We start from the raw sequence: 23,992 nt of genomic DNA, 5'->3' as shown, positions 1-23,992 counted from the left end.
GTACTGTCCTGTATAGGCGGGATGTTGAACTAGATACAAGAAGAGGTATCTGATGAATCGACAGAACCGCTTCCCGCGCGTCGGTATCGCGAGCGTCGTAATTGTCGCCATGCTCGCTTCCTCCGGGGGTGTGGCAGCGAACGCGTCTGAAATCGACGGCACGGAGGAAGCCGTGGACGTCGTCTCAATTAGCGTGAAAGGGTCTCCTTGCGGTGGAGAAAACCATGACCAATTTGATGTTAGCGGCGCTGATGGTCGTGTCCACGGGCGCCTTGATGTCGACCGACCTTCGCCATATACGAGTGGTGCACGTAACGCTGTGGGGGCTCATGCTCTCAGAAGTCGCCCTCCTCGCTCTGCTGGTCTTCGTCGATGGAGCGAGTGCTGCGGGGTGGATGCCGCTGATCCTCTGTATCGCCGCGGGAGTGAACGTCGCATTGTGGATCGGAGCTTTCGTCCGGTCGTCGGGAGGAGCCGGTAGCGAGATCTGACACCCGTCACACGTCTCGAAGGAGGGTCTCCCGCACCGGGAGGCCCTCCTCCGTCATGGGTGACCCCCCTTACATTCCGGTGCCGAAGGTGGAAGCATGGCGCGGAACCGGCGGGTCGACCGGCCCGCGGACAGGGGGGTATGACCATGTGCACAGGGCTGAGCTTCACGACGGCCGACCACTACTTCGGGAGGAATCTCGATCTGGAGTTCTCGTACAACGAGACCGTGACCGTCACACCGCGGAACTTCCCGCTCCCGTTCCACCGGCTGCCGTCGCTGCCGACACACCACGCGATCATCGGGATCGCCACGATCGCCGACGGCTACCCGCTCTACTACGACGCGGTCAACGAGAAGGGGCTCGGCATGGCGGGGCTCAACTTCCCGGACAACGCGCACTATCCGGCGCCGGGGTCGGGGGACACCGAGGTCACGCCGTTCGAGTTCATCCCCTGGGTCCTCGGACAGTTCGAGACGGTGGCCGAGGTGAAGGAGGCCCTGCGGTCGGTGAGTCTCGTCGATATCAACTTCAGCCCGGAGTTCCCGCTGTCGCCGCTGCACTGGATCATCGCCGACAAGAGCGCATCGATCACGGTCGAGAGCGTGCGCGGCGGCCTCAAGGTCTACGACAACCCGTGGGGCGTGCTCACGAACAACCCCACGTTCGACATCCAGAGCTTCCGGCTCAACGACTATCAGCACCTCTCGAAGCGGCAGCCGGAGAACACATTCGCCTCGGACATGCCGCTGGACCTCTACAGCCGCGGCATGGGCGGGATCGGGCTGCCGGGAGACCTGTCGTCGTCGTCCCGGTTCGTGAAGGCGGTGTTCACGCGCATGAACTCGGTGTGCGGGACGTCGGAGTCGGAGTCGATCAGCCAGTTCTTCCAGATCCTCGGCTCTGTCGCCCAGCAGCGCGGGTGCGTGCAGGTCGGCGACGAGGAGAAGTACGAGATCACCATCTACTCGTCATGCGCCAACACCGCGACGGGCGTGTACTACTACACGACCTACGAGAACAGCCAGATCACCGGTGTGGACATGCACAAGGAGGATCTCGACGGCTCCGAGCTCGCGGCATACCCGCTCGTGAAGGGGCAGCAGATAGCGATGCAGAACTGATCTCCGCTCCGCGCAACCCCCTCATCGGGCGGGCGGCCGCGGCGTAGCCTGTGGCCGTGGACGGGTTCGCAGCGGTCGACTTCGGGTTCGCCCGTGAGGTCCTGCAACGGGGCATCGCGGCGCTGTACCTCGTCGCGTTCGTCTCGACGCTCAACCAGTTCCGCCCGCTCCTCGGTGAGCACGGGCTCCTGCCCGCGCCCGTGCTGCTGGACTGGGTGGCGCAGAAGCGCGAGCGCCGGAAGCTGCTGCACCCCACGCTCTTCACCCGCGTCCGCTACACGGACCGGCGCCTGGTCGCGCTGTGCGGGGCGGGGATCGGCATCGCCGCCCTGCTCATCGCCGGGGTGCCGCAGCTCGGACCGCCGTGGGTGCCGATGCTCGCCTTCCTCGCCCTGTGGTTCGGCTACATGTCGGTGGTGAGCATCGGGCAGACGTTCTACTCCTTCGGGTGGGAGATGCTGCTGCTGGAGGCGGGGTTCCTCGCGGCCTTCCTCGGCTCGAACGACCAGCCGCCGCCGACCGTGGTGATCGTGCTGTTCTGGTGGCTGCTGTTCCGGCTGGAGTTCGGCGCCGGGATGATCAAGATCCGCGGCGGACGCGAGTGGCGCGACCTCACCGCGATGACCTTCCACCACGAGACCCAGCCGATGCCCGGGCCGCTGAGCCGCCAGGCGCATCTGCTGCCGCGGTGGTTCCACACGCTCGAGGTCGTCGGGAACCACGTCGCGCAGCTCGTCGTGCCGTTCTTCCTCTTCGCCCCGCTGCTGTCCCTCTGGCTCCCCGGTCCGGTGCCGCAGATCGTCGGTGCCGTCGCGGCCGGCATCGTGATCGCGACGCAGCTGTGGCTCGTGCTCACCGGGAACTTCGCGTGGCTGAACTGGGCGACGATCGTGCTCGGGTTCTCCGCGATCGGCCTCCCCGGCATCGGGGCTCCGGAGCGGGTGCCGGAGACCTCGCTGCCGTGGACGGTGTCGGGCATGCCGCTGTGGTGGGTCATGACGACCTCGGCGGTCGGGGTGCTGTTCGTCGTGCTGAGCGTGCCCGCCGTGCGCAACCTCTTCGCGCGACGACAGCTCATGAACGCGAGCTTCCACCGCTGGCAGCTCGCCAACGCCTACGGAGCCTTCGGCACGGTCACGCGGGAGCGGATCGAGATCGTCGTGGAGGGATCGGACGACGAGGAGGGCCGGCACTGGCGCGAGTACGAGTTCCGCGGGAAGCCGGGGGACGTGCGGCGGATCCCGCGGCAGTTCGCCCCGTATCACCTGCGGCTGGACTGGCTGATGTGGTTCCTGCCGCTCGGGCACTCGCTGGACGACTGGTTCTCGGTGTTCCTGGTGCGGCTCCTGGAGGCGGATGCCCCGACGCTGCGGATGCTGCGCGTGGACCCCTTCCACGGGGAGCGGCCGCGATGGGTGCGCGCCGTGTCGTACCGCTACCGCTTCACGACCCGCGCCGAGCACCGTGTCGACGGCGCCGTCTGGGTCCGGACCGGTCGCCGCGTGGTGCTCGGTCCGGTCGGCCTCCGCTGACTTCGAGTCGCCCACTTTGCGGCACATCCCGGCCGGATGGAGCCATTCAGGCGATTCGAACGGCCGCCGAGCGCGGCGAAACGCCCCGGCCGGGGAGAAGTCCCCGGTCGGAGCGTTCCGTCTCGCTGGACGTCGATCAGCTGACCTTCTTCCGGTACGAGATGATCGCGAACACGTAGGCGACCACGAGGATCCCGACGCACCAGGCGAGAGCGACCCAGATGTCGGACCCGACCGGCTCCCCCGCGAACAGCGCCTGGATGGAGTTGACGATCGAGGTCACCGGCTGATTCTCCGCGAACCACTGCACCGGTGCCGGCATGGTGTCGGTCGGCACGAACGCCGAGCTGATGAACGGGAGGAAGATCAGCGGATACGAGAAGGCGCTCGCGCCGTCGACCGTCTTGGCGTTCAGGCCCGCGATGATCGCCAGCCACGTGAGTGCCAGTGTGAACAGCATCAGGATGCCGATCACTCCGAGCCAGGCCCAGACGCTCGCCCCGGTGCGGAAGCCCATGAGGAACCCGACCCCGAGGATGATCGCGAGGGTGATGGCGTTCGCCGTGAGAGACGTCAGCACGTGGGCCCACAGCACGCTCGACCGCGCGATCGGCATGGAGTGGAACCGCTCGAAGATGCCGCTCTGCATGTCGGTGAACAGCCGGAACGCCGTGTAGGCGATGCCCGACGCGATCGCGATGAGCAGGATGCCCGGCAGCAGGTAGTTCACGTAGTTCTCGGCGCCGGTGCTCTGCTGGAGCGCGCCGCCGAAGACGTACACGAACAGGAGCATCAGGGCGATCGGGGTGACCGCGGTGGTGATGATCGTGTCGGGGCTGCGGAAGATGTGCCGCATCGAGCGGCCGGTGAGCGTCGCCGTGTCGGCGGCGAAGTGCGTGGTCATGCTGCCTTCTCCTTTCCGGATGAGGGGCCGATGAGGGTGAGGAAGATCTCCTCGAGGGTGGGCTGCTTCTCGACGTACTCGACCTTCGCGGCCGGAAGCAGGCGCTTGAGCCCGGCGAGGGTGTCGTTCGCGATGATGCGGCCCTCGTGCAGGATCGCGATGCGGTCGGCCAGCTGCTCCGCCTCGTCGAGGTACTGCGTGGTGAGCAGCACGGTCGTGCCGCTGCCCGCGAGGTCCTTGACGACGTCCCACACCTCGATGCGCGACTCAGGGTCGAGGCCCGTGGTCGGCTCGTCGAGGTAGATGACCTCGGGGTCGCCGACCAGGCTCATCGCGATGTCGAGCCGGCGTCGCATCCCGCCGGAGTAGGTGCCGACCTTGCGGCCCCCGGCGTCGGTGAGGCGGAAACGCGCGAGGAGCCGATCGGCCACCGCACCGGCGTCGGGGAGATGCCGCAGCTTCGCGACCAGCACCAGGTTCTCGCGTCCGGTGAGGATCTCGTCGACCGCGGCGAACTGTCCGGTGAGGCTGATGCGCTCGCGCACTCCGACCGGGTTCGCCGCGACGTCGATGCCCTGCACCGTCGCCGTGCCCGCGTCGGCCCTCAGCAGCGTGGAGAGGATGCGCACCATGGTGGTCTTGCCCGCGCCGTTCGACCCGAGGAGGGCGAAGATCGATCCCCGCTCTACCTCGAAGTCGACGCCGCGCAGCACGTGCAGATCCTTGTACGACTTCTCGATGCCGTGCACCGAGAGGGCTGGCGTCGTCATGATTCCTCCTTCTTCTTCGCGTCGTCGAACGCCTTGATGAGGCGGGCGCGCTCCTTGTCGATCCACTGCGTCCCCCCGTAGGCGCGGGCGTACTCCTCGGCGTACTCGACGGGGTCGTCGCCCACGATCGCGCTGACCGGCGTGCCGTCGAGGGCGGCGCGCTCCCAGAGGTCGGCGAGGTCGAGGAACATCGTCACGATGGTGTCGCCGTCGGTGATGCCGCCGTAGTACAGGTAGTACCGGTACTGGGCGTTGGCGACCGTGCGGTACGGCTCCGGCAGAGCCTCGATCCGCGCCTTCGCCTGCTTGTACTGCTTCTTCTGCTCGAGCGATCCGGTGAGCGCTTCGATCCACTTGGCGGCCATATCAGTTCTCCTTGTTCGTGGTGTTCGTGGTGTGCAGTCGTTCGATGTGCGTGCGGAGGAAGTCCCAGGTCGTCCAGAACTCCTCCAGCTCCTGGCGGCCCTGCGGGTTGAGGGTGTACACCTTGCGGGGCGGGCCCTTCTCGCTCGGCACCTTCTCGACGTCGACGAGCTTCTTCTGCTCGATCCTGACCAGCAGGGCGTAGACGGTGCCCTCGGCGGTGTCGGTGAAGCCGTGCTCGCGCAGCCGGCTGGTGATCTCGTATCCGTAGGCCGGCTGCTCGGCGAGGAGGGCCAGCACGATGCCCTCCAGGGTGCCCTTGAGCATCTCGGTCATCTGCTTGCCCATCGTCCCCTCCTCTCGTTCTCGGTTTGGTACTCAGTGTTGCTGGGTACCGGTACAAAGTAACACTGAGTACCGGTACTTAGCAACACCGAATACTGAACTTCCTCATCCCTCTTCTCGCCGAGACCCCGGGTACGCGGCGAGACCCCGGGCTGCAGACGCGAAGGCCCCGGGGTGTCGACGACAACACGGGGTCTCGGCGGGACGGAGGGGGTTTAGGGGAAGAGGCGGCGGAGCAGGGGGAGGTCGTCGTCGTGGAGAGCCTGGGTGATCACGGCAGCCGTCTCCGGGGGCATGTCCTTCTCCAGGCGCTGCCACAGCCACCGCGCGGCACCCAGGTCAGCGGTGGCGACGGCGGTCGAGAACGCGGCGACGCCGTCGTAGTACGGGATGGTGGACGAGCCGGGCGGGGCGTTGTACGGCGAGTAGATGTCGACGAACGGAAGAGTCGGGTCCGGGCGGAGGTAGAGGACGTCGCCGGGTGCGATCGGCTCGAAGCCGCGCACATGGTTGAAGCTGCCGACAGTGACGTAGTCGACGCAGAAGCGCTCGCCGATCGCGATCAGACTGTCGCCGGACTGGACCTCGTAGGAGAAGATCCGCCCGTCCGCATCCTGGGTGACGGGACCGCGCGCCAGTTCCGACGCGCCCATGTCCACGAGCTCGCCGAGAAGCTTCGCATGATGCGCGGAGCCGTCGTCGCTGCCGATGTTGATGAACGCTTTGGTGGAGCAGTCCCCCGGTCCGCCGGCGGGCACGCTGATGCCGTCGCCCAGGTCGACGAGGTCGTCCTCGGCCGTGTCCTCGGCTTTCAGGGCCGCCGGGGTGGGGGTCGGGGACGGTGCGGCGGCGAAGCGCTCCGACGCCCACGAGGTGACGTCGAACACGGCGGACGCGGCGCTGACCACGACAGGAGCGGCCGCGACGACCAGGCCGGCGACGGCGACGGCGACGACGGCGGCGGTGATCGTGGTGGAGCGCTTCATCCCGGTCAGCATGGCATCGAAGCGTGCCGAGCACCAGAGGGGGAGGAGGCCCGGAGTGGTGGTGAAGGTCAGGGGCATCCGCACGCCGCCCGGGGTGAAAAGGAGGGGTGAATTCCCCGGAGATGGCCGGAGGGCTCCGTGGCGGCCGGGCAGGCTGGCGGAGGCCCGGACCGAGTCCACCCTGCCCGAAGGGTGCTCGGCGGTCGCCTGAGGGGGCGGGGGCTTCCGTGTGCGCGGATGCGTGCCGGAACGCGATGAATGGGGAGAGCAGTCATGGGATTCCGTGTTGCCCGCAAGGACCGCACGTCCGATGTCCTTCCGCCGGAGCGGCACAGCCGCCGGCGGGGCCGGACGAAGAGGCTGATCGGCGGTGTCGTGAGCACGGCGCTCGTCGCGTCGTCGATGGTCGTCGTCGGTGGGGCGCTGACCGCCGCACCCGCCGCCGCGGCCGAGCCGTTCCTCTGCACGCCCGGAGCGGTGTACGTGCAGAGCGCCACCGAGGTGCGCGAGTTCGCCGTGAACGAGCAGGGGGGTGCCCCCGGCGACGGCGGCACGCTCGGCTCCATCAACCTCGGCACGAACCACTCCAACAACGCCCTCGGGCTCTCGTCGACCGGGCGGTACGCCTACACGGTCACCAACGCCGCCGGTACCAAGACGCTGGCCAAGCACGACCGCGTCACCGACACGACCGCGCAGACGACGTTCACGCTGAACTCCTCGGTGCTGCGCGGTGCCGTGCACCCCGTGACGGGCGTCTACTACTTCGCCAGCGGCACGGTGAACGGCGCCATCAACCTCTACGCGTGGAACGAGAAGGTCACGCCGCAGGACTACGTGCAGGTCGGAACCCTCCGTCCGACCGCGGGCAGCAGTGCGTTCGGCGCCAACGGCGACATGGCCTTCAGCGCCTCCGGTCAGCTCGTGCTCGTCGCCGACAACTTCATCTACTCCTCCGACCTCCCGGCCACGCTCGAACCCAGCACCGCGACGATCGACGCCAAGCAGGTGCACGACATGGGTGCCGGGGTGCAGGGCAACGGCATCGCCTTCGGAAACCTCGGCCACATCTTCGTGTCGGTCTCCGGCGGCGGCAACCGCATCATCGAGGTCGACCTGCCGCGCGGGCAGACGGTCAACACGACCCAGCTGGGCACGTTCTCGCCGACCGATATGGCGAGCTGCACGTTCCCGAACACGCTGACGCTGAAGAAGGACCTCCCCGAGGGCCGTCACGCGGCGACCGATCAGTTCGGCCTCCGGGTGCAGTCGCCGGCCGGCTACCAGGTCGCGCAGACCGACGCCGTCACCCGCGGCGACCGCTCCGGTCTGCAGCCGGACTACGCCGGCCCCGTCTTCACGAACCAGGGGGACACCTTCCGGCTCTCCGAATCGGCGGCGGGCTCGACCGACCTCACGAAGTACGACGCGTCACTCGTCTGCCGGCAGGTGAACGCCGACGGCTCGACCACCCCGGTGGCCGTCACCGCCGACGGACAGGTCACCCAGCCGGCCGGCCCGCTCGGCACCGACGTCACGTGCACGTACACGAACGTCCGCCTCGCGCCGGACCTCGCGCTCCGCAAGACGTCCGACCCCGCCGACGGCACTGCCGTGCAGGCCGGCCAGCGACTGACCTACACGGTGCAGGCCGAGAACACCGGCAACACGCGCCTCGACCCGGTCACCGTGACCGACGACCTGTCCGGCGTGCGCGCGTTCGCCGAGTACCAGGGCGACGTGGCTACGGCGATCGACGGCGACCCGGTGCCGTCCGGCGCCGCCACCGTCACGGGCGACGACCTGGCCTGGACCGGCGCCCTCGAGCCCGGTCAGGTGCTCACGATCACCTACTCCGTCGTCGTCGACGATGGTGTGGAGGGCGAGCGCATCGCGAACCGCGTCACCGCATCCGGCACGCCGCCCGGGGGACTGCCTCCGATCACCCCTCCGGCCGTCACCACCGAGCACCCCGTCGCCGGCTTCGAGGTCGCGAAGACCTCCGATCCCGCATCGGGCACCGTGGTGGAGCCGGGCCAGACCATCGAGTACACCGTCACCGGCACGAACACCGGGGCGACCGTCCTCAACCCGGTGACCGTCACCGACGACCTCTCCGGTGTGCTCGCGAACGCTGCCTTCAACGACGACATCACGACCACGGTCGGCGGCACCGCCGTCACCACGGGCGGCGCGACCCTCACCGGCAACGCCCTCGGCTGGACCGGAACGCTCCAGCCCGGACAGACCGTGACGATCACGTACTCGGTGACGGTGGGCGACGACACGTCCGGCGAGATCCTGCGCAACAGCGTGACCGGAACGGGCACGCCGACCACCCCGAACCCGGGCGACCCGACCGGGCCGCAGGTTCCCGGTGAGCCGATCGTCCCGCCGACGGTCACCACCGAGCACCCCGTGATCGGCTCGGGCTTCACCATCTCGAAATCGGCCGACCCCGCCTCCGGCACGGCCGTGTCCGCGGGCGACACGATCACCTACACGATCACCGGCACCAACACGGGCGACACCGACCTCGATCCCGCGGAGATCGTCGACGACCTGTCGGGCGTGCTCGGCTCCGCCGGCTACAACGACGACGCCACGGCCGACCGCGGCTCCGTGCGGGTCGCCGACGCCACCCTGACCTGGACCGGCGCCATCCCGCGCGGGGAAGCGGTCACGATCCGCTACACGGTGACGGTGGACGCGGGTGTCGAGAAGGCCCTGCTGCACAACGTCGTCACCGGATCGGCCACGCCGCAGATCCCGACCGACCCCGCCGATCCCTCCGGTGCGAAGACCCCGGGGACCCCGATCGTCCCGCCGACGGCGGAGACGGAGCACCCCGTCGTCGACACCGGCTTCGAGGTCTCGAAGTCGGCCGACCCGGCCTCCGGCACCGCCGTCCGCGCGGGTGACACGATCACCTACACGGTCTCGGGCGTCAACACCGGCAACACCGTCCTCGACCCCGCGACGATCGTCGACGACCTCTCGGCCGTCCTCGCGAACGCGGAGTACGGCGGCGACGCGAAGGCCTCGGCCGGATCCGTCGCGCTCTCCGGCACGACGCTCACCTGGACCGGGACGCTCGCCCCCGGCGACCGCGTCGACATCACCTACACGGTGACCGTGGACGAGGATGCGACCGGCGTGCTGCTCCGCAACACGGTGTCCGGTGAGGGCACCCCGCTGATCCCGACCGACCCGACCGACCCGGAGAGCCCCACCACGCCGGGCACCCCGGTCGTGACCCCGCCGGCGACGACGGAGCACCCCGTCGCGACCCCCGGGTTCACCGTCACCAAGACGGCCGACCCGGCGACGGGCACGCGCGTCGACCCCGGCAGCGTGATCACCTACACCGTGACCGGCCGCAACACGGGCGACACCGTCCTCGACCCGGTCGAGATCGGTGACGACCTGCGCGCGGCGCTGGCCCACGCGTCGTACAACGACGACGTGTCCGCCACCCGCGGCGACGTCCGCGTGGCCGACGGCGCCCTCTCGTGGAACGGCGTGCTGCGCCCCGGCCAGGACGTCGTGATCACCTACTCGGTGACTGTCGATCCCACCGCCGGCGGCGAGACCATCGCGAACACGGCGACCGGAGAGGCGACCCCGCTGATCCCCGCCGACCCGAGCGACCCCGAGAGTCCCACCACCCCCGGCACGCCGATCACGCCGCCGCCGTCGAGCACGGAGCACCCCGTGAACGAGCCCGGCTTCAGCTTCGCCAAGACGGTCGACCCCGCCGCCGGTACCGCTGTCGACCCGGGTGCCGTGCTCACCTACACGCTGACGGCCGCCAACACCGGCCAGACGGCGCTCGACCCGGTGACGATCACGGACGACCTGTCGGGTGTGCTGCCGTACGCGACGTTCAACGCGGACGCCGTGGCGAGCATCGCGGGTGCCGCTGCGGGTGCCGCGACCCTGGACGGCACGGAGCTGTCGTGGACAGGGGCGCTCGCGGTCGGCCAGACCGTGACCGTCACCTACTCCGTGACCGTGAGCGCCGACGGCGTCGGCACCGTGATCGAGAACGCGGCGTCCGCGACGGCGACCCCGCCGGGAGGATCGACGATCACGCCGCCGCCCGGTGTCACGACCAACCCGGTCAACGAGCCCGGATTCTCCGTCTCGAAGCGCGTCGACCCGGCTGCGGGCACGGCGGTCGACCCGGGCAGCGTCCTCACCTACACGGTGACCGGTGTGAACACGGGCGAGACGGCTCTCGACCCCGTCACCATCGCCGACGACCTCTCCGGTGTCCTGGCGCACGCGGAGTTCAACGACGACGCGACGGCGACGATCGGCGGCACGGCGACGACCGCGCCGACGGTGGTCGAGGACCGGCTGTCCTGGACGGGTGCGCTGCAGGTCGGTGAGAGCGTCACGATCACGTACTCGGTGACCGTGCGCGCGGATGCGGGCGGCGCCGTCATCGAGAACTCGGCCTCCGGCTCGGCGACCCCGCCGGGTGGGGTGCCGCCGATCGAGACGCCGCCGGCGACGACCGAGAATCCCGTGAACGAGCCCGGCTTCGAGCTGCGCAAGTTCGCCGATCCCGCGTCCGGCACCCGGGTCGACCCGGGCAGCGTCGTCACCTACACGGTGACCGGCGTGAACACGGGCGAGACGGCTCTGGCTCCGGTCCGCATCCTCGACGACCTGTCGGGCGTGCTCGCCCACGCCGCCTACAACGGCGACGCGACGGCGACCCTGAGCGACGGCACCGCCCCTGAGCCCGTGGTCGTGGGCGACGAACTCACCTGGGCCGGTGACCTCGCGGTCGGCCAGCGTGTCACGATCACCTACTCGGTGACCGTGCACGGCGACGCCGGCGGTGCGATCATCGCGAACGCCGTCGAGGGCACGGCCACGCCTCCCGGCGGCGCCGAGCTGACCCCGCCGCCGGTGACGACGGAGAACCCCGTCGGCACCCCGGGCTTCACGTTCCTCAAGTCGTCCGACCCCGCGTCCGGCTCCGCCGTGGCGACGGGTAGCGTCGTGACGTACACCCTCACCGGCACCAACACCGGCGAGACGGGTCTGGACGAGGTCGTCGTCACGGACGACCTGACCGGAGTGCTGCGGCATGCCGACCTCCGCGGAACGGCGACCGCCACGGTGGGTGACCGTGCGGTGGCCGCGCCGACGATCGACGGCACGACGCTGCGCTGGACCGGCAGCCTTGCCGAAGGGGAGCGCGTCGTGATCACCTACGCGGTGATCGTGCACGCCGACGCGGCGGGTGCGACGCTGCGGAACGTGGCCACCGCCTCGGCCACGCCTCCCGGCGGTGAGACGATCACCCCGCCGACGAGCACGACCGAGAACCGGGTGCTGACGCCGCTCGCCCTCACGGGCGGACAGCTGGCCCCGTGGATCCTCGGGCTCGCGATCGCCCTGCTGATCGGCGGCGCGGTGCTGCTGCTGGTGCGCCGACGCCGCATGCAGAGCTAGCGGTTCCGGCAGAAGGCCCCGCCCGTCGTCTCCGACGGGCGGGGCCTTCGTCATCCGGGGAGGAGCCCGTGCCGGGCGGCCTGCTCCAGGGCTTCGGTGCGGTTGGCTGCGTCGAGCTTGCGATAGATGCTGCGGAGCTGCGTCTTCAGGGTGTTCGGCGAGACCCGCAGCTCCGCGGCGATCTCGGGCAGCGGCGCCCCTGTCGTGAGCGCATGCAGCACCACCTGCTCCCGTGAGGAGAGCTTCGGGCGCGCCGCGAACGAGGGCAACGCCGAGCGGATGGGCAGCGGCGGGTCGCCGACCGGAGCGAGGTCGGCCCGGACGGCGGCGAAGTCCTCGGCGCCGAGCAGGGCCAGCGGAGTGCGCAGACCTCGGTCGGCGAGCTGGGCGTGCAGCGCCTCGGTCACGGCCTGTGCGGCGGCGGGACTGACGCGGTGGAGGGCCGCACTGTGCACCGCCGCGGCCTCCGCGCGCTCGCGGGAGGTCGTCGGCTCGAGGCGCGTGGCGGCGAGCAGCCGCACCGCATCCGGAGCGCGACCGTCGATCAGGGCGATCCTGGCTCGTTCCAGGAGGGTGCCGAACCGGTCCGTCCCGGCGTCGCGCTGCTTGATGCCGCGCGCGGCACGGACATCGCCGAGCGCCAGGTGCAGCAGGATGCGGGGGCGGCTCAGCGCCTGGCGCGCCGACGTCGACCCGGCCTCGCGCCCGCGCATCCGGGCGAACGACTCCAGCCGCTCCAGTCCGCCGGCGGCCTCGCCGTCGTGTAGCGCGATCCAGGCTTCCACGGTCGCCATCGTGGTCCAGTGCTCGCTCGTCGCCCGGTGCGGCTCGAAGGCGCGCACGTGCTGCTTGGCCGTGGCGAGGTCGCCCTCTTCCACGGCGAGTATCGCTTCCGCGACGCGGTAGAACGTGCCGCGGTACCCGTCCAGCAGGGCGGGGTCCCACGAGCCGTCCCGGATGATCTCGACGTAGTGCCGCGCCTCCGGTAGGTCGCCGTTGAGGGCGTGGATCCCGCTGAGCAGGCTCACGGCGTGGAAGGCGTTGCCCGTGCCCTGGGACGAGGCGAGCGCAGCGGCCTCGTCGAAGAGGCGGACGGCCTGCTCCCGGCGACCGCCGTAGTACAGCGAGATCCCGAGGTGCGTGCACAGCAGCGGCATCTCGATCGCGTACTGCTGCCACTGCGACTCCGAGGTCTCCGTGTACACCGCCAGCGCGCGGGCTGCGACCTGCCCGGCCCGCTCGGGCATCCCGACCACCCGCAGCGCCGCGCTCTCGGCGGTCCAGATGAACAGGCGCTCCGTCGGCGAGAGGGCGCTCCGCCGGGCGTTCGCGGCGGAGATCGCCATCCGCAGGAGCTGCAGGCCGCGTACCCGTCGGAGTCGGTTGGCGTTGAGGCAGATGCCCAGCAGCATCGCCACCAGCGGCTCCTGCTTGAGCCGCGCGAGGGGCAGGTCGCCCAGCAGCGCCACGACCCGGCGACCGTCGTGATCCAGAAGGTGGCTCCAGCCCGACATGATGACGTGGGCGGCGAGGTGGAGGTCGTCCTCCTCCATCGCCAGGCGGAGCCCCTCGAAGGGGTCGTCGCGCCGCAGCGCACCCTCGATCGCGAGGCGCCGGAGCAGGCGGATCTCGGCCGGGAAGCGCTCCAGGAGATCGCGGCGCAGAAGGGCGCGAGCCGGCGCGGCGATCATGAAGGTCCCACGCCCGGATTCCGTCGACCACCGGCCGAAGCCGAACGCCTCGGCCTCGTCGAGGGCGGCACCGATGTCCGGATCACTGCTCAGAGCCTGCGCCAACGGCAGATCCACCGTGTCCGTGATGCTGATCCGGATCAGGCCCTCGAGGACGCCGGCGCCGAAGGTGCCCTCCTCCATGCGGCTGCGGAGGTAGTCGTCGACCGCCGCCGTCGCGACCTCCGCGATCGCCGTGTCGTCGGGGACACGGCCGCGGAGGGCGACGGCACGGATGACCGCCGCGAACCCGCCGGTGGTCTCGCGCACGGCGACGGCCGTGTCCTCATCGACGTCGAGCGCGCGGCGGATCTCATCCGTGTCGAAGGCGAGATCCTCCGGAGAGATCAGAGCGGTGTCGAGAACGAGGGCGATCCCGTCGCTGTCGAACGGGCTGGGGCGGTTCGTGGCGACGATCAGGCGGACGTGCGCCGGGACGGCGACCGTGCGGCACAGGTCGAAGACCGCATCCCGGTCGAGTGCGGCGGCGTCGTCGAGCACGACGACGAGAGGCTCCTCGTGGTCGCACAGGTACTGGGCGACGGCGGACCACCCCTCTCCGACGTCCGGGGCGGGGTGAGGGCTGCCGACGGCCTCGCCCGCGCCGCTCAGCACCCGCAGCAGAGCGGCGGCGAGGGCCGCGCTCGTCGCCAGCGCGGGCGTGACTGTGAGCCACACGACGCGGTCGGCGGAGGTGAAGGCCCAGCCCACCAGGGCGGTGGTCTTCCCGGAGCCCGCGGCTCCGCGCAGCAGCGTGAGCGGAGCTCCGTCGTCCAGCGCGGCGTTCACCCGCGGACGTCCGATGACGTGCGCGGAAACCCGCGGCAACCTCTTGTCCCCTTGCGCGCCGAAAGCCGGCATCGTCCCTCCCCAGGTACGCATCCCCACCCCTACGATATCCAACCCCCGCGTATGCCTGGTCGCGGCCGCGCACACCGCGCTGCCGTTCCGGCGCGACGCCCCCGTCCGCCCGGCCCGTGTCCTGCGTGCCGGGTCGCCCGCGGAGCCGGCATCGAGATCTGCATACCCCCACGGGGTACCATGAGCACATGGCCGGTCGTCGCGTGCTCCAGGGGGCGCTGCTCGTCGTCGTCCTCGTGGGCGGCGTCGTGCTCGGACTCCTCGGCATGCATGCGCTCGACACCCATGGCACGGCCGGAGCGCACGCGATGGCAGGCCACGCGGTCATGGCCCCCGAGAACCCGTCGGGGTCGTCGGCGCACGCCGCAGGTGGCGCCGAGACGGCTGTCGCCCCCGGAGACCCCGCGGGCGATGGCGGCGCGGCCTGCGTCCTCGCGCTGCTCGGCGGGCTGCTCGTGCTGCTCCGTCCCGCACGCAGTGCCCTGACCGGACCTCTCCTCCGCGTTCTCCGCTCGCCCGCGGAGGCGGCCGCCGCCCCCCTTCGTCCGCCCTCGCTCCACGTCCTCTGCATCAGTCGGACCTGATCGGCGCCGATGCGCCCGGGCTCCGTGTCCGCGGACGCCCTTCCGACAGACAGAGATGAGAGAGAAATGACGAATCGAACCACTGCCGCCGCTGCCCTCGTGCTGGCCGGAACCCTCGCCCTCGTCGGGTGCGCCTCGACCGCACCTGCCGGGCCGGCCGACCATTCCGGCATGGATCACTCGACCTCGGACGCCCCGCTGACCGGAGCGAACGAGGCCGACGCGATGTTCGCATCCATGATGATCGTCCACCACGAGCAGGCCGTCGAGATGTCCGACATCGTGCTCGCGAAGGACGACGTCGACCCCCGGGTCGCCGACCTCGCGGAACGTATCAAGGCCGCTCAGGGCCCGGAGATCGAGCAGATGCAGGGCTGGCTCGACGACTGGGGGGCCGAGGCGGGCGACCCCGCCGACATGGATCACGGCGACGGCATGATGAGCGACGACGACCTCGCCGCGCTGGAGGCCGCCGCGGGCCCGGAGGCATCCCGGCTGTTCCTGGAGCAGATGATCGCGCACCACGAGGGCGCGGTCGAGATGGCCGAGGCGGAGGTGGCGGACGGCGAGAACGCCGACGCCGTCGCCCTCGCGCAGGACATCGTCGACGCGCAGACCGCCGAGATCGCGGAGATGAAGGAGATCCTCGCCACGCTCTGATCCGGCACCGGGCCCCGCGTCGCCTCCGCGGCGCGGGGCCCATCGCCCGTCCGCGATCTGTCCTTTCCGCGCTGCTCTGTGCGTTTCGCACCACGTCGTGCACGCCGGCCACCGTCGCGAGGTCTACTGCTAGCGACGGGGGCGGCGCAGGCGGCGCAGCGGGGCAGACAGGCGGTGCCACAGCGTCGGGGCGGGCTCCTCGTCCTCCGCGGGCGGCGGGGCGACGGCGAACTGGACGAACTCCTCCGCGCCATGGTGCACGACGCGGTAGAGCGCCGTGCCGATGAGCACTCCGAGCGCGATCGACATGACGGAGACGAGGGCCGCGGTGAAGTCGGCGAGGCCGTTGTCGGTCGCCACCGCCTCGGTGAGCCCCACCAGCCCGGCGGCTCCGGGCACCAGCAGCCAGAAGGCCGGGAGGAACGTGAGCTGCGACGGGGCTCCGTGACGCAGCCCGGCGATCCAGAACACGACCGGGGTGACGGCGACCGCACCGACGAAGCCGCCGACCGCCGGGTCGATGAACTCGGTTCCCGCCCACTGGCCGAGGTACGCGACGACCAGGGCGAGCAGCACCCACCCGAACGTGGACGGCGGGGAGGAGAAGTGCAGGTAGTTGCCGAGCGCGAACACGAGGATGCCGAGCAGCGGCACCCACCAGGGGAGGTACGACGAGGAGGCGTCGAGGGCTTCGTACGAATCGCTCGAGACGCCCACCACAGCCCCCGCGGCGAGGATGCCGAAGGCGAGGAGCGCGAGCTGCACGAACCCGTAGATGAGGCGGGACGCGCCGGAGATCATCTGGCCCGCTGCGAGCTCCACCGTCGCCGTGGTCAGCACACCACCGGGGAGGAAGGTGACCAGCGGGGCGATCAGGAGGCGGATCGGGTCGCCGATCTCGATGACCTCCGCGAGCAGGAACACCGCGGCCGCGCACACGAAGGCCGCGGCGATGGGCATGACGAGCTGCAGGGTGGGAGAGCGCACGAGTTTGAGCAGGCCGATCCCGAACCCGAGGACGAAGGCGACGAGCGCCCCCTGCCAGGTGGGCGCGAGGAGGAGCGCGAGACCCGTCGTGAGGATGGCGTGCCCGAGCGTCCGGGTGAACCAGCCGAGGCGCGGACGCATCGCGCCGATCTCGTTCAGCCGGCGGATGCCGTCGAGCGGGTCGACCTCGCCGGTCTTGGCCTGCGCGATGAGGTCGTACAGCGCGGCGATCTGATCGAAGCGGAACGAGGCGTTCGTGGCCGAACGGAACGCGACCCGCTGCTCCTCCGCATCCCCCGTCTCCACGATGATGATGGTCGGCAGGACGACGAAGTCGGCGCCGTCGCCGCCCGATGCCGTGGCGACCTCGGCGATCGTGTCCCGGATGCGGTCGACGGACTCCGCCGACGCGTTCATGCCCTGAGCCAGTCCCAGCAGGAACTGTCGCAGCGCCGACCGGTCGACGACGTCGGTCATGTCACGTGAACAGGAACGACAGTGCCACCCCGACGACGATGGCCGTACCGACGTAGACGAGGTTCGGCAGCTGGAACGAGTGATCGAAGACGAACTTGCCCATCTTCGTCGTCCCGGTCTGGTCGAACGCGACGGTCGCCACCTGGCTGCCGTTGGCGGGCAGCGTGTAGATGCCCATCGCCGCCGGCCACAGTCCCACCAGCAGGGAGGCGGGCAGACCGATCGTGATGCCGATCGGGACGATCGCGTTCGTGGCGCTCGATTGGCTGGTCGTGAGCATGGCGACCGCGAAGAGCGCCAGTGCGAACAGCAGGGCCCCGAGGAAGGCGGACGAGCCGGAGACGACCGACCCCAGCCCGTCGACGATGAGGGTCTGGTTCGCGGCGACGAACGTGTTGGCGAGCCACGCGATGCCGAACAGGGCGATGGCGCCGACGATGCCCGCGGGGAAGGTGGACTGCTTCGGCACGTCGGCGGCCTTCACCTTGCAGAACACGAAGATCAGCGCGGCGATGATGCCCATGACGACCTCGATGATCACCGTGACGCTCAGGCGCAGCGGATCGCCGTTGTCGTCGGTGCCGATGACCGGACGGAGGTTCTCGAACAGGCCGAAGAACACGATCACCGCGACGCCGGCGAGGAACAGCGAGGCCGACAGCACGGCGGTCGGCGGGAGCTTGTTCTCGTGCGCGTCGACGGTGGGCGGCTTGATCTGTCCCTCCGCCAGGCGCTTCTGGTACTCCGGGTCGTCCTCGAGGTCCTTGCCGTGACGCATCATGACCAGCGCGGCGACGAGGAGGCCCGCGATCGATGCCGGCCACATGATGAGGAGCAGACCGCCGAGGTCGACGCCCTGCGGCGCCAGCAGCACGACCATCGAGGCGGTGGCCGCGGAGACCGGCGAGCAGAGGATGCCGACCTGCGAGGCGACGGCCGAGACCGACAGCGCCCGCTCCGGCCGGATCTTCTGCTGGTAGGAGACGTCGTAGATCACCGGCAGCAGCGGGTAGAAGATGTTTCCGGTCCCCGCGCCGACCGTGAAGAGGAACGACATCGCCGGTGCGAGGAAGACGACGGACTTCGGCCGTTTGCGGATGACCTTCGCCGCCACCGACACCATCCAGTCGATGCCGCCAGCGGCCTGCATGGTCGAGGCGGCGGTGATGACCGTGATGACGATGAACACGGCGTCGACCGGGGCGTTGCCGGGGGCCTCCCCGAACACGAACACGAGCACCGCGACGCCGACGAGGCCCCACACGCCCAGGCCGATCCCGCTCGTGCGGGTGCCCATGAAGATCGCCAGGACGACGACGATGAGCTCGGCGACGAGGATCCAGACGTTGTCGTTCACGACGACGGCCCCTTCACGATCGGTGCCGATCCGGAGAGGATCTGCACGGGCAGCTCGGTCTCGACGATCTCCCCGTCGACCGCCTCGACCTTCAGCGCCAGTGCGTTCTCGACCGGGCTGACCGCGGTGACGAACTCGCCGTTCTCGAAGTGGAGCGACTGCAGATTGCCCACCGCATAGCCGGTGGACAGCTCGCCGCTGAGGAGCGAGGCGTGGAAGAGCGGCCGGCGCTGGTCCTCGGCGTCGTAATGCGGACAGAAGCTGCCGTGCAGGAACCCGAGGCCCTCGGGGAGCACCTGCAGGGTGGGGCCATAGCTGTCGGTCGTGCCGCCCTCGAACCAGCAGATGCCGCCCGCGCTGCCGCCTGTGAACACGACGTTCGAGGAGGGGTCCTCCCACATCTCGCGCATGATCTCATCGAGGCCCTGACGCTTCCAGACGTCGAGCATGTTGGCGGTGTTCCCCCCGCCGACGTGGATGACGTCGAAGCCCTTCACGAAGCCGGCGAGGTCGTCGACCGCCCGATGGAAGAGCGGCAGGTGATGCGGCGCGCATCTGTCGGAGTCGTACGTGGAGTAGAAGCTCACGATGTAGGCGGTGTCGTCGCCGGTCGCGGTGCCGACGAAGAGGACTCGTGGTCGCTCCTTGCCGGTGAGCTTCAGGATGTACTCGTGCGTCGGATCGTTCCGACGTTCCATCATGGCCTTGCCGGCCCCCGTTGCGACGATGTGCGACATGCCCCCACCTCACTGTCGAGTGTGAATGCGCTCAACCTAGCGTCGCGGTGCAACCGCCGTCCAGAGCGGTCACCCTGGCCGGGTGAATCCGGGCCTCTCAGCCGAAGATGCGGGCCGTGCCCACCATGCCTTCCAGAAGGGCGATCGTACGGGCGCGGGGGCCCTCCGGCGCGATGCCGAGCACGCGGGCGAGCTCCAGAGCGAGGGCGGCGTGCCCGACCGCGCTGGGGTGGAACGGGTCGTTCATGAGGCCCCACGGCACGCCGCCGTTCCCCAGCTCCGCGAAGTGCGCGTGCTGGTCGACGAGGATCACGTCCTCCGCGGAAGCGACCCGGCGGACGGCCTCGGCGAAGTCGGCGATCCGCGCTCGCTCCGGCGCATTGCGGACGTCGATGGCGGGAGGCGTCTGGAGCACCGGGATGGCGCCGAGCCCGCGTACCCGGCGCACGAAGTCGTGCAGAGACGCGGCGTAGTCTTCTGGCGAGATGACCGGTCGCGGTCCGCCGTCGGAGGCGTCGTTGGTGCCGACCATGAGGGTCACGACATCCGGCTGCCAGGCCGCGACCCGACGCTCCCAGTCGTCGAGGATGTCGACGATCCGGTTGCCGCTGATCGCGGTGTTGAGGACGATGTCCCGGACGCGCTCGAGCTCGCCTCGGACCAGCTCGTGGAGGTGCTCCGGGTAGCTGCGCCCACCCTGGGTGTGCACCAGACCGTGGGTGATCGAGTCGCCGGTGATGACCCAGTTCAGCGGTGCGGGGTCGCGGAGGGCGGCGGCGAGGCGGCTCAGGTCGTCGGACGCGGTGGCGGAGGAGGCGGAGGGGGCGATCGGCACGTCTCAGAGCTTATCCGCCGCCAGCGCTCTGCTTCCGGACAGGGTGGCGTAATGCCCTGGCATCGTTCCCGTCCTGTTTCCCGAGGGGCGAGGCTGGGCACGTGAGCGCGGACGGGATCCGCGGCCCAGGACATCGTCGAATCCCCAACCAGACGATGTGGAGAAATCGAGTCCCTCGTGCGGCGGGCTGCTCCCCCGGCCCGCCGCACATCCCCGGTCCGGGAGACGTTCCGTCGGCCCATTCCGGAACGCCGATATACGCGCGGCTGCGAACACCGGCGACCCGCCGCATGAGGGGTACCGTCGTTCGCGGCCCGTTTGAGGGAGGGGAACCTTGCGGGCCGGGGGAGAGCTCCGCGGCATCGCCGCGAGCAAGGGTGCGCCGCTCCGTGCGGCGTGGAGACGCGCGGCGTGCGTCGTCGAGATCCGCAATCCGGCGGAGTCCGCGTAGTACGCCGGGCTTCACCGTGTCTCATCTTCGACCGTGCCCACGTCGCGTGCGCGCGGCTGTCACCGGAGGAACACATGCTGACCCATTTGCCACCCGTCCGACCCCGCTCGGGACGGAGGAGCCGCGTCGCCCGCCGCGTCGCGGCCTTCGTCGCGATCGTCGGAGGAATCGTCGGAGCCCTGCTCGCGCCCGTCGTCGCGACGGCGGCACCGCCGTACACGACCAGCGCCGCGGTGTCGTCGCTCGCCTTCACGGAGAAGGCCGTCGCGAGCGGTACCAAGGCCGAGCTCACCGGCACCTGGTCCCTGCCGGACAACCCGGTGGCACCGGCCGGGTTCGTCGTCGATCTCCCCGAGGATCTCCGCGGGCTGCCCGACGCGTTCCCGCTGCTCGACGCCGATGACCAGGAGGCGGGGAGCTGCGTGGCGACCGCCACCCAGCTCGTCTGCGACATCGACAGCACGTACCTGCAGGAGCACCCCGTCGGTCTCTCCGGGGGCTTCTCCTTCTGGGTGACCGTGACCACCGAGGTGACGGAGACCACCACGGTCACCTATGACTTCGGCGACGTCACGGCCGCCGTGGACGTGAAACCGGACCCCTTCGCCTGCTCGACGGACTGCGACTTCCGCGGTCGGACCAACTTCAAGAGCGGGGAGTATCAGAACTCGTCCGACACCATCGCCTGGGACGTCGCCGTCGGTGCGGGAGCGAAGGGCATGGTCGCGGGTCAAGAGGTCGTCGTCACCGACGTCATCGGTCCGGATCAGGAGCTCCTGCGCGAATCCGCCGCCGGCGAGCGCTACCCGTCGCTCTGGGTGGCCACCGGCCTGGAGACGCTCCCCAGCGGCCTGGTCGTGCCGGGGCCGATCACCGAGGTCCCGGCCTCCGATTACACCGTCTCCGCGGACGGCACCACCGTGACCTTCACCGCGCGCGAGGGGGCCTTCTACAACGTGCACTACCTCTCGCGCGTGACCGACGACGGCGCAGCCGGCAGCTACCGCAACGCCGCCGAGATCCGGGTCGGCACCGAGACCTCGTCGACGGTCACGTCAGAGGTCACCCGCCACGGCGGCTCGGGGACGGGGAACGGCACGCGGGTCGGGCGGTTCACGGCGCTGAAGACCCTCGCCGGTGAGGCGGCCGCGACCGAGCGGATCCCTGCCGAGACCCGGTACGTGCTGGAGTACGCGTATCCGGCGGGCCGGGGCTTCCCGGCGGGGTCCGGGGTGCTCACGCTCGAGGCGGGATCGTCGGTGACGAGCCCGGCGCTGCCGGTCGGTGCGGAGGTCACGGTCCGCGAGCGCGCGCCCGAGTCGGTGGCCGGCATCGCCTGGGGGACGCCGACGATCAGCCCGGAGCGGTTCACGGTAGGGAACGAGACCGTCGCCGTGAGTGTGCAGAACCCGGTGTCCGTCGTGCCGCCGCCGACGCCGAGCACGCCGCCGACGCCGGGCACTCCGACCACGCCGCCGACGCCGGGCACTCCGACCACGCCGCCGACGACGCCGGGCACTCCGACGACGCCCACCACGCCGGGAACTCCGGGCAGATCGCTGGCGTCGACCGGTGGCGAGATCGCGGTCACGGGTCTGGTCGCCGGGGTGCTGCTGCTGGGGATGGGGGGTGCACTGGCGGCCGCGCGACGCGCACGCCGCGGCAACCACTGATCGCACGTGCCGTGCGGGGTGCTGCCGATGTCTGTCGGCCGCACCCCGCATCGGCGCGAGAACGCACGGGCGAGGTCTGTCACCTCGCCGACTGATGCCCTGGGGGAAGGGAACACCATGAGCGACGAACGCAGAGACGAAGAGAGGGAACGCGATGCCGATCTGCTGGACCGCGTCCGTGGGGGGGACGAGCAGGCCTATGCGGAACTGTGGGAGCGGTACGCACCCGCGGCCGCGGCTGTGGCGCGCAGCTACTGGTGGTCGGCCGATGCCGACGACCTCGTCGCGGAGTCGTTCACCCGCATCTACCAGGCGATCCAGGCAGGGAAGGGTCCGACGGCCGCGTTCAAGCCGTACCTGTTCGCCACCATGCGCAACCTCGCCATCAGCTGGGGGCGTGCCCGTCGCGAAGTGCCGATCGAGTACATCGAGGCAGTGGAGGATCCGAACAGCACCGACGCCGCCGCGGACGCCGACTTCGACGCCTCCCTCGTCTCCCAGGCCATCCTGGCCCTGCCGGAGCGCTGGCAGGACGTGCTGTGGTTCGGCGAGGTCGAGCACCTCTCGATGCACGAGATCGGCAAGCGCCTCGACATCAGCGAGCGAGCCGCCGCGGTCCTCGCCTTCCGGGCCAGAGAGGGGCTCCGGCAGGCCTGGATCACCGCGCACGTCGCCAGCCGTCCGCCGGCATCGCGAGAGTGCCAGTGGACGATGGGGAAGCTGGGCGCGCACGCCCGCCAGCGACTCACCCCTCGAGACACCGCTCGCGTGCACGCCCACCTCGACGAGTGCGCCGAGTGCCGCGCGAAGGCTGACGAAGCCCGTCACGCCAGTTCGCGCATGTTGTCGGTCCTGTTCCCCGCCGGCATCGCCGTGGGGGTGGGCGCGCAGATCTGGCAGTCGTTGACCTCGGCGGGACTCTCCGCCAGCGCCGCACCGCTGCCGCCCGCGATCGCTGCCCCGGTCGCGGGCATCGCCGCGGCGAAGGCCACTGTCGCCATCGTGACCGCGGTCGCCACGACGACGCTGGCAGCGAGCGTCGTCGCCACCGTCGTTGGCGGCACCGCGGTGGACGCGACCCCCGCCGCCCGTCAGGTCGTGACGTGGACCGTGCCGACCCCGACGGCATCGCCCTCGGCGGCCCCCGCCCCGGTGGCGACGCCCGTCGAGACGACGAAGCCTCCGGTGGAATCCGAGCCGCCCGCCCCGGCGGAGCCTCCGGCGAATCCGGATCCGGAGCCGGCGCCGGACCCGGTTCCTGAGGCGACCGTGCCGAGTCCGCCGGTCCTCATCTCCGTCCCGGGCCAGGTCTCACGCACCAAGCTCCTGTCTGTCACCGTGGCCTGCGAGGCGGGCGCCGACCTGACGGTGTCCGCGTACGGCGCCACGCTCGCGGCGGGAACCTGCGCGGCGAACGAACGGTGGCAGGCGAGCTTCGAGGTCGACGCCTACCCGGTCCCGGCAGGGACCGCGGTGACCCTGAGTTTCGCGCAGTCCAACATCGCCGGAGTCTCCGGGGGCGCGATAGCTGAGGTGGTCATCGTGGATTGAATTTTGGACCGCGCGTAATAACCCCCGCGCAGTGCTGTCCCATAAGGGTTCGCCATCTCCGGATACCAGCGGATGAAGAGATCGAGATTGGAATCACACCGC

General features: G+C 70.4%; 18 protein-coding genes. 8 read left to right on the top strand and 10 right to left on the bottom strand.

The features are described from left to right. Positions 1-212 precede the first annotated feature (212 nt). The 3 genes from BK819_RS03985 (at position 213) to BK819_RS03975 (ending at position 3,147) form a co-directional block, all read left to right on the top strand. Positions 213-491, top strand: a complete 279-nt coding sequence (locus BK819_RS03985; RefSeq protein ID WP_143049239.1) for a hypothetical protein — start codon at positions 213-215, stop codon at positions 489-491. A gap of 146 nt (positions 492-637) precedes the next feature. After that, on the top strand, positions 638-1,615 hold the full coding sequence (bsh, locus tag BK819_RS03980; RefSeq protein WP_071328086.1) for a choloylglycine hydrolase: 978 nt from the start codon (positions 638-640) through the stop codon (positions 1,613-1,615). Positions 1,616-1,671: 56 nt separating this feature from the next. After that, positions 1,672-3,147: a lipase maturation factor family protein gene (locus tag BK819_RS03975; protein WP_071328085.1), complete on the top strand. Its 1,476-nt coding sequence runs from the start codon at positions 1,672-1,674 to the stop codon at positions 3,145-3,147. A gap of 136 nt (positions 3,148-3,283) precedes the next feature. On the opposite strand, the gene BK819_RS03970 is transcribed toward BK819_RS03975, so the two are convergent. The 5 genes from BK819_RS03970 to BK819_RS03950 all read right to left on the bottom strand — a co-directional run bounded on the left by BK819_RS03970 (position 3,284) and on the right by BK819_RS03950 (position 6,593). Beyond that, entirely contained in the window at positions 3,284-4,051 is a 768-nt protein-coding gene (locus BK819_RS03970) for an ABC transporter permease (RefSeq protein WP_071327953.1), read from the bottom strand. Further along, positions 4,048-4,821: an ABC transporter ATP-binding protein gene (locus tag BK819_RS03965; protein ID WP_071327952.1), complete on the bottom strand. Its 774-nt coding sequence runs from the start codon at positions 4,819-4,821 to the stop codon at positions 4,048-4,050. Before BK819_RS03965 ends, BK819_RS03970 begins: the two co-directional genes overlap by 4 nt. Then, positions 4,818-5,186: a DUF1048 domain-containing protein gene (locus BK819_RS03960; RefSeq protein ID WP_071327951.1), complete on the bottom strand. Its 369-nt coding sequence runs from the start codon at positions 5,184-5,186 to the stop codon at positions 4,818-4,820. Before BK819_RS03960 ends, BK819_RS03965 begins: the two co-directional genes overlap by 4 nt. A 1-nt stretch (position 5,187) precedes the next feature. Then, positions 5,188-5,532: a PadR family transcriptional regulator gene (locus BK819_RS03955; protein ID WP_071327950.1), complete on the bottom strand. Its 345-nt coding sequence runs from the start codon at positions 5,530-5,532 to the stop codon at positions 5,188-5,190. Positions 5,533-5,744: 212 nt separating this feature from the next. Then, positions 5,745-6,593, bottom strand: coding sequence for a LysM domain-containing protein (locus BK819_RS03950; RefSeq protein ID WP_071327949.1), 849 nt, complete (start codon positions 6,591-6,593; stop codon positions 5,745-5,747). Between the two features lie 195 nt (positions 6,594-6,788). Between BK819_RS03950 and BK819_RS03945 the strand changes: the two genes are divergently transcribed. Then, positions 6,789-11,987: an isopeptide-forming domain-containing fimbrial protein gene (locus tag BK819_RS03945; protein WP_071327948.1), complete on the top strand. Its 5,199-nt coding sequence runs from the start codon at positions 6,789-6,791 to the stop codon at positions 11,985-11,987. 50 nt (positions 11,988-12,037) lie between these two features. On the opposite strand, the gene BK819_RS03940 is transcribed toward BK819_RS03945, so the two are convergent. Next, positions 12,038-14,599, bottom strand: a complete 2,562-nt coding sequence (locus BK819_RS03940) for a LuxR C-terminal-related transcriptional regulator (RefSeq protein WP_256209362.1) — start codon at positions 14,597-14,599, stop codon at positions 12,038-12,040. 167 nt (positions 14,600-14,766) lie between these two features. Here BK819_RS03940 and BK819_RS03935 point away from each other — a divergent pair, with 167 nt between their 5' ends. Both BK819_RS03935 and BK819_RS03930 read left to right on the top strand, forming a co-directional pair. After that, positions 14,767-15,162: a DUF6153 family protein gene (locus BK819_RS03935; RefSeq protein WP_071327946.1), complete on the top strand. Its 396-nt coding sequence runs from the start codon at positions 14,767-14,769 to the stop codon at positions 15,160-15,162. A 66-nt stretch (positions 15,163-15,228) separates the two neighbouring features. Beyond that, positions 15,229-15,822: a DUF305 domain-containing protein gene (locus tag BK819_RS03930; RefSeq protein ID WP_071327945.1), complete on the top strand. Its 594-nt coding sequence runs from the start codon at positions 15,229-15,231 to the stop codon at positions 15,820-15,822. Positions 15,823-15,951: 129 nt separating this feature from the next. Here BK819_RS03930 and BK819_RS03925 read toward each other — a convergent pair whose 3' ends face one another. The 4 genes from BK819_RS03925 to BK819_RS03910 all read right to left on the bottom strand — a co-directional run bounded on the left by BK819_RS03925 (position 15,952) and on the right by BK819_RS03910 (position 20,215). Beyond that, positions 15,952-17,286, bottom strand: coding sequence for a threonine/serine exporter ThrE family protein (locus BK819_RS03925; protein ID WP_071327944.1), 1,335 nt, complete (start codon positions 17,284-17,286; stop codon positions 15,952-15,954). Between the two features lies 1 nt (position 17,287). Then, positions 17,288-18,643, bottom strand: coding sequence for an anaerobic C4-dicarboxylate transporter family protein (locus BK819_RS03920; RefSeq protein WP_083391646.1), 1,356 nt, complete (start codon positions 18,641-18,643; stop codon positions 17,288-17,290). After that, positions 18,640-19,380, bottom strand: coding sequence for a peptidase E (locus BK819_RS03915; RefSeq protein ID WP_071327943.1), 741 nt, complete (start codon positions 19,378-19,380; stop codon positions 18,640-18,642). The genes BK819_RS03920 and BK819_RS03915 overlap by 4 nt, the downstream gene beginning before the upstream one ends. 97 nt (positions 19,381-19,477) lie before the next feature. Continuing rightward, positions 19,478-20,215, bottom strand: coding sequence for an SGNH/GDSL hydrolase family protein (locus BK819_RS03910; protein WP_071327942.1), 738 nt, complete (start codon positions 20,213-20,215; stop codon positions 19,478-19,480). A gap of 525 nt (positions 20,216-20,740) precedes the next feature. Here BK819_RS03910 and BK819_RS03905 point away from each other — a divergent pair. Continuing rightward, entirely contained in the window at positions 20,741-22,339 is a 1,599-nt protein-coding gene (locus BK819_RS03905) for a DUF5979 domain-containing protein (protein ID WP_071327941.1), read from the top strand. Between the two features lie 117 nt (positions 22,340-22,456). Continuing rightward, the gene (locus BK819_RS03900) at positions 22,457-23,890 is read left to right on the top strand and encodes a sigma-70 family RNA polymerase sigma factor (RefSeq protein ID WP_071327940.1); all 1,434 of its coding nucleotides are present in this window, start codon (positions 22,457-22,459) and stop codon (positions 23,888-23,890) included. Positions 23,891-23,992 lie beyond the last annotated feature (102 nt).

It is taken from the genome of Microbacterium sp. LCT-H2 (assembly GCF_001866135.1).
Lineage (GTDB): Bacteria > Actinomycetota > Actinomycetes > Actinomycetales > Microbacteriaceae > Microbacterium.
This window is presented reverse-complemented; position numbering and strand designations above follow the sequence as displayed.

Excerpts from the sequence above, each read along its gene's own strand:
- BK819_RS03925 (WP_071327944.1), bottom strand. The coding sequence starts at position 17,286 with ATGACCGACGTCGTCGACCGGTCGGCGCTGCGACAGTTCCTGCTGGGA.
- BK819_RS03945 (WP_071327948.1), top strand. The coding sequence starts at position 6,789 with ATGGGATTCCGTGTTGCCCGCAAGGACCGCACGTCCGATGTCCTTCCG.
- BK819_RS03940 (WP_256209362.1), bottom strand. The coding sequence starts at position 14,599 with ATGCGTACCTGGGGAGGGACGATGCCGGCTTTCGGCGCGCAAGGGGAC.
- bsh (WP_071328086.1), top strand. The coding sequence starts at position 638 with ATGTGCACAGGGCTGAGCTTCACGACGGCCGACCACTACTTCGGGAGG.
- BK819_RS03970 (WP_071327953.1), bottom strand. The coding sequence starts at position 4,051 with ATGACCACGCACTTCGCCGCCGACACGGCGACGCTCACCGGCCGCTCG.
- BK819_RS03930 (WP_071327945.1), top strand. The coding sequence starts at position 15,229 with ATGACGAATCGAACCACTGCCGCCGCTGCCCTCGTGCTGGCCGGAACC.
- BK819_RS03950 (WP_071327949.1), bottom strand. The coding sequence starts at position 6,593 with ATGCCCCTGACCTTCACCACCACTCCGGGCCTCCTCCCCCTCTGGTGC.
- BK819_RS03965 (WP_071327952.1), bottom strand. The coding sequence starts at position 4,821 with ATGACGACGCCAGCCCTCTCGGTGCACGGCATCGAGAAGTCGTACAAG.
- BK819_RS03935 (WP_071327946.1), top strand. The coding sequence starts at position 14,767 with ATGGCCGGTCGTCGCGTGCTCCAGGGGGCGCTGCTCGTCGTCGTCCTC.
- BK819_RS03905 (WP_071327941.1), top strand. The coding sequence starts at position 20,741 with ATGCTGACCCATTTGCCACCCGTCCGACCCCGCTCGGGACGGAGGAGC.
- BK819_RS03900 (WP_071327940.1), top strand. The coding sequence starts at position 22,457 with ATGAGCGACGAACGCAGAGACGAAGAGAGGGAACGCGATGCCGATCTG.
- BK819_RS03915 (WP_071327943.1), bottom strand. The coding sequence starts at position 19,380 with ATGTCGCACATCGTCGCAACGGGGGCCGGCAAGGCCATGATGGAACGT.
- BK819_RS03960 (WP_071327951.1), bottom strand. The coding sequence starts at position 5,186 with ATGGCCGCCAAGTGGATCGAAGCGCTCACCGGATCGCTCGAGCAGAAG.
- BK819_RS03955 (WP_071327950.1), bottom strand. The coding sequence starts at position 5,532 with ATGGGCAAGCAGATGACCGAGATGCTCAAGGGCACCCTGGAGGGCATC.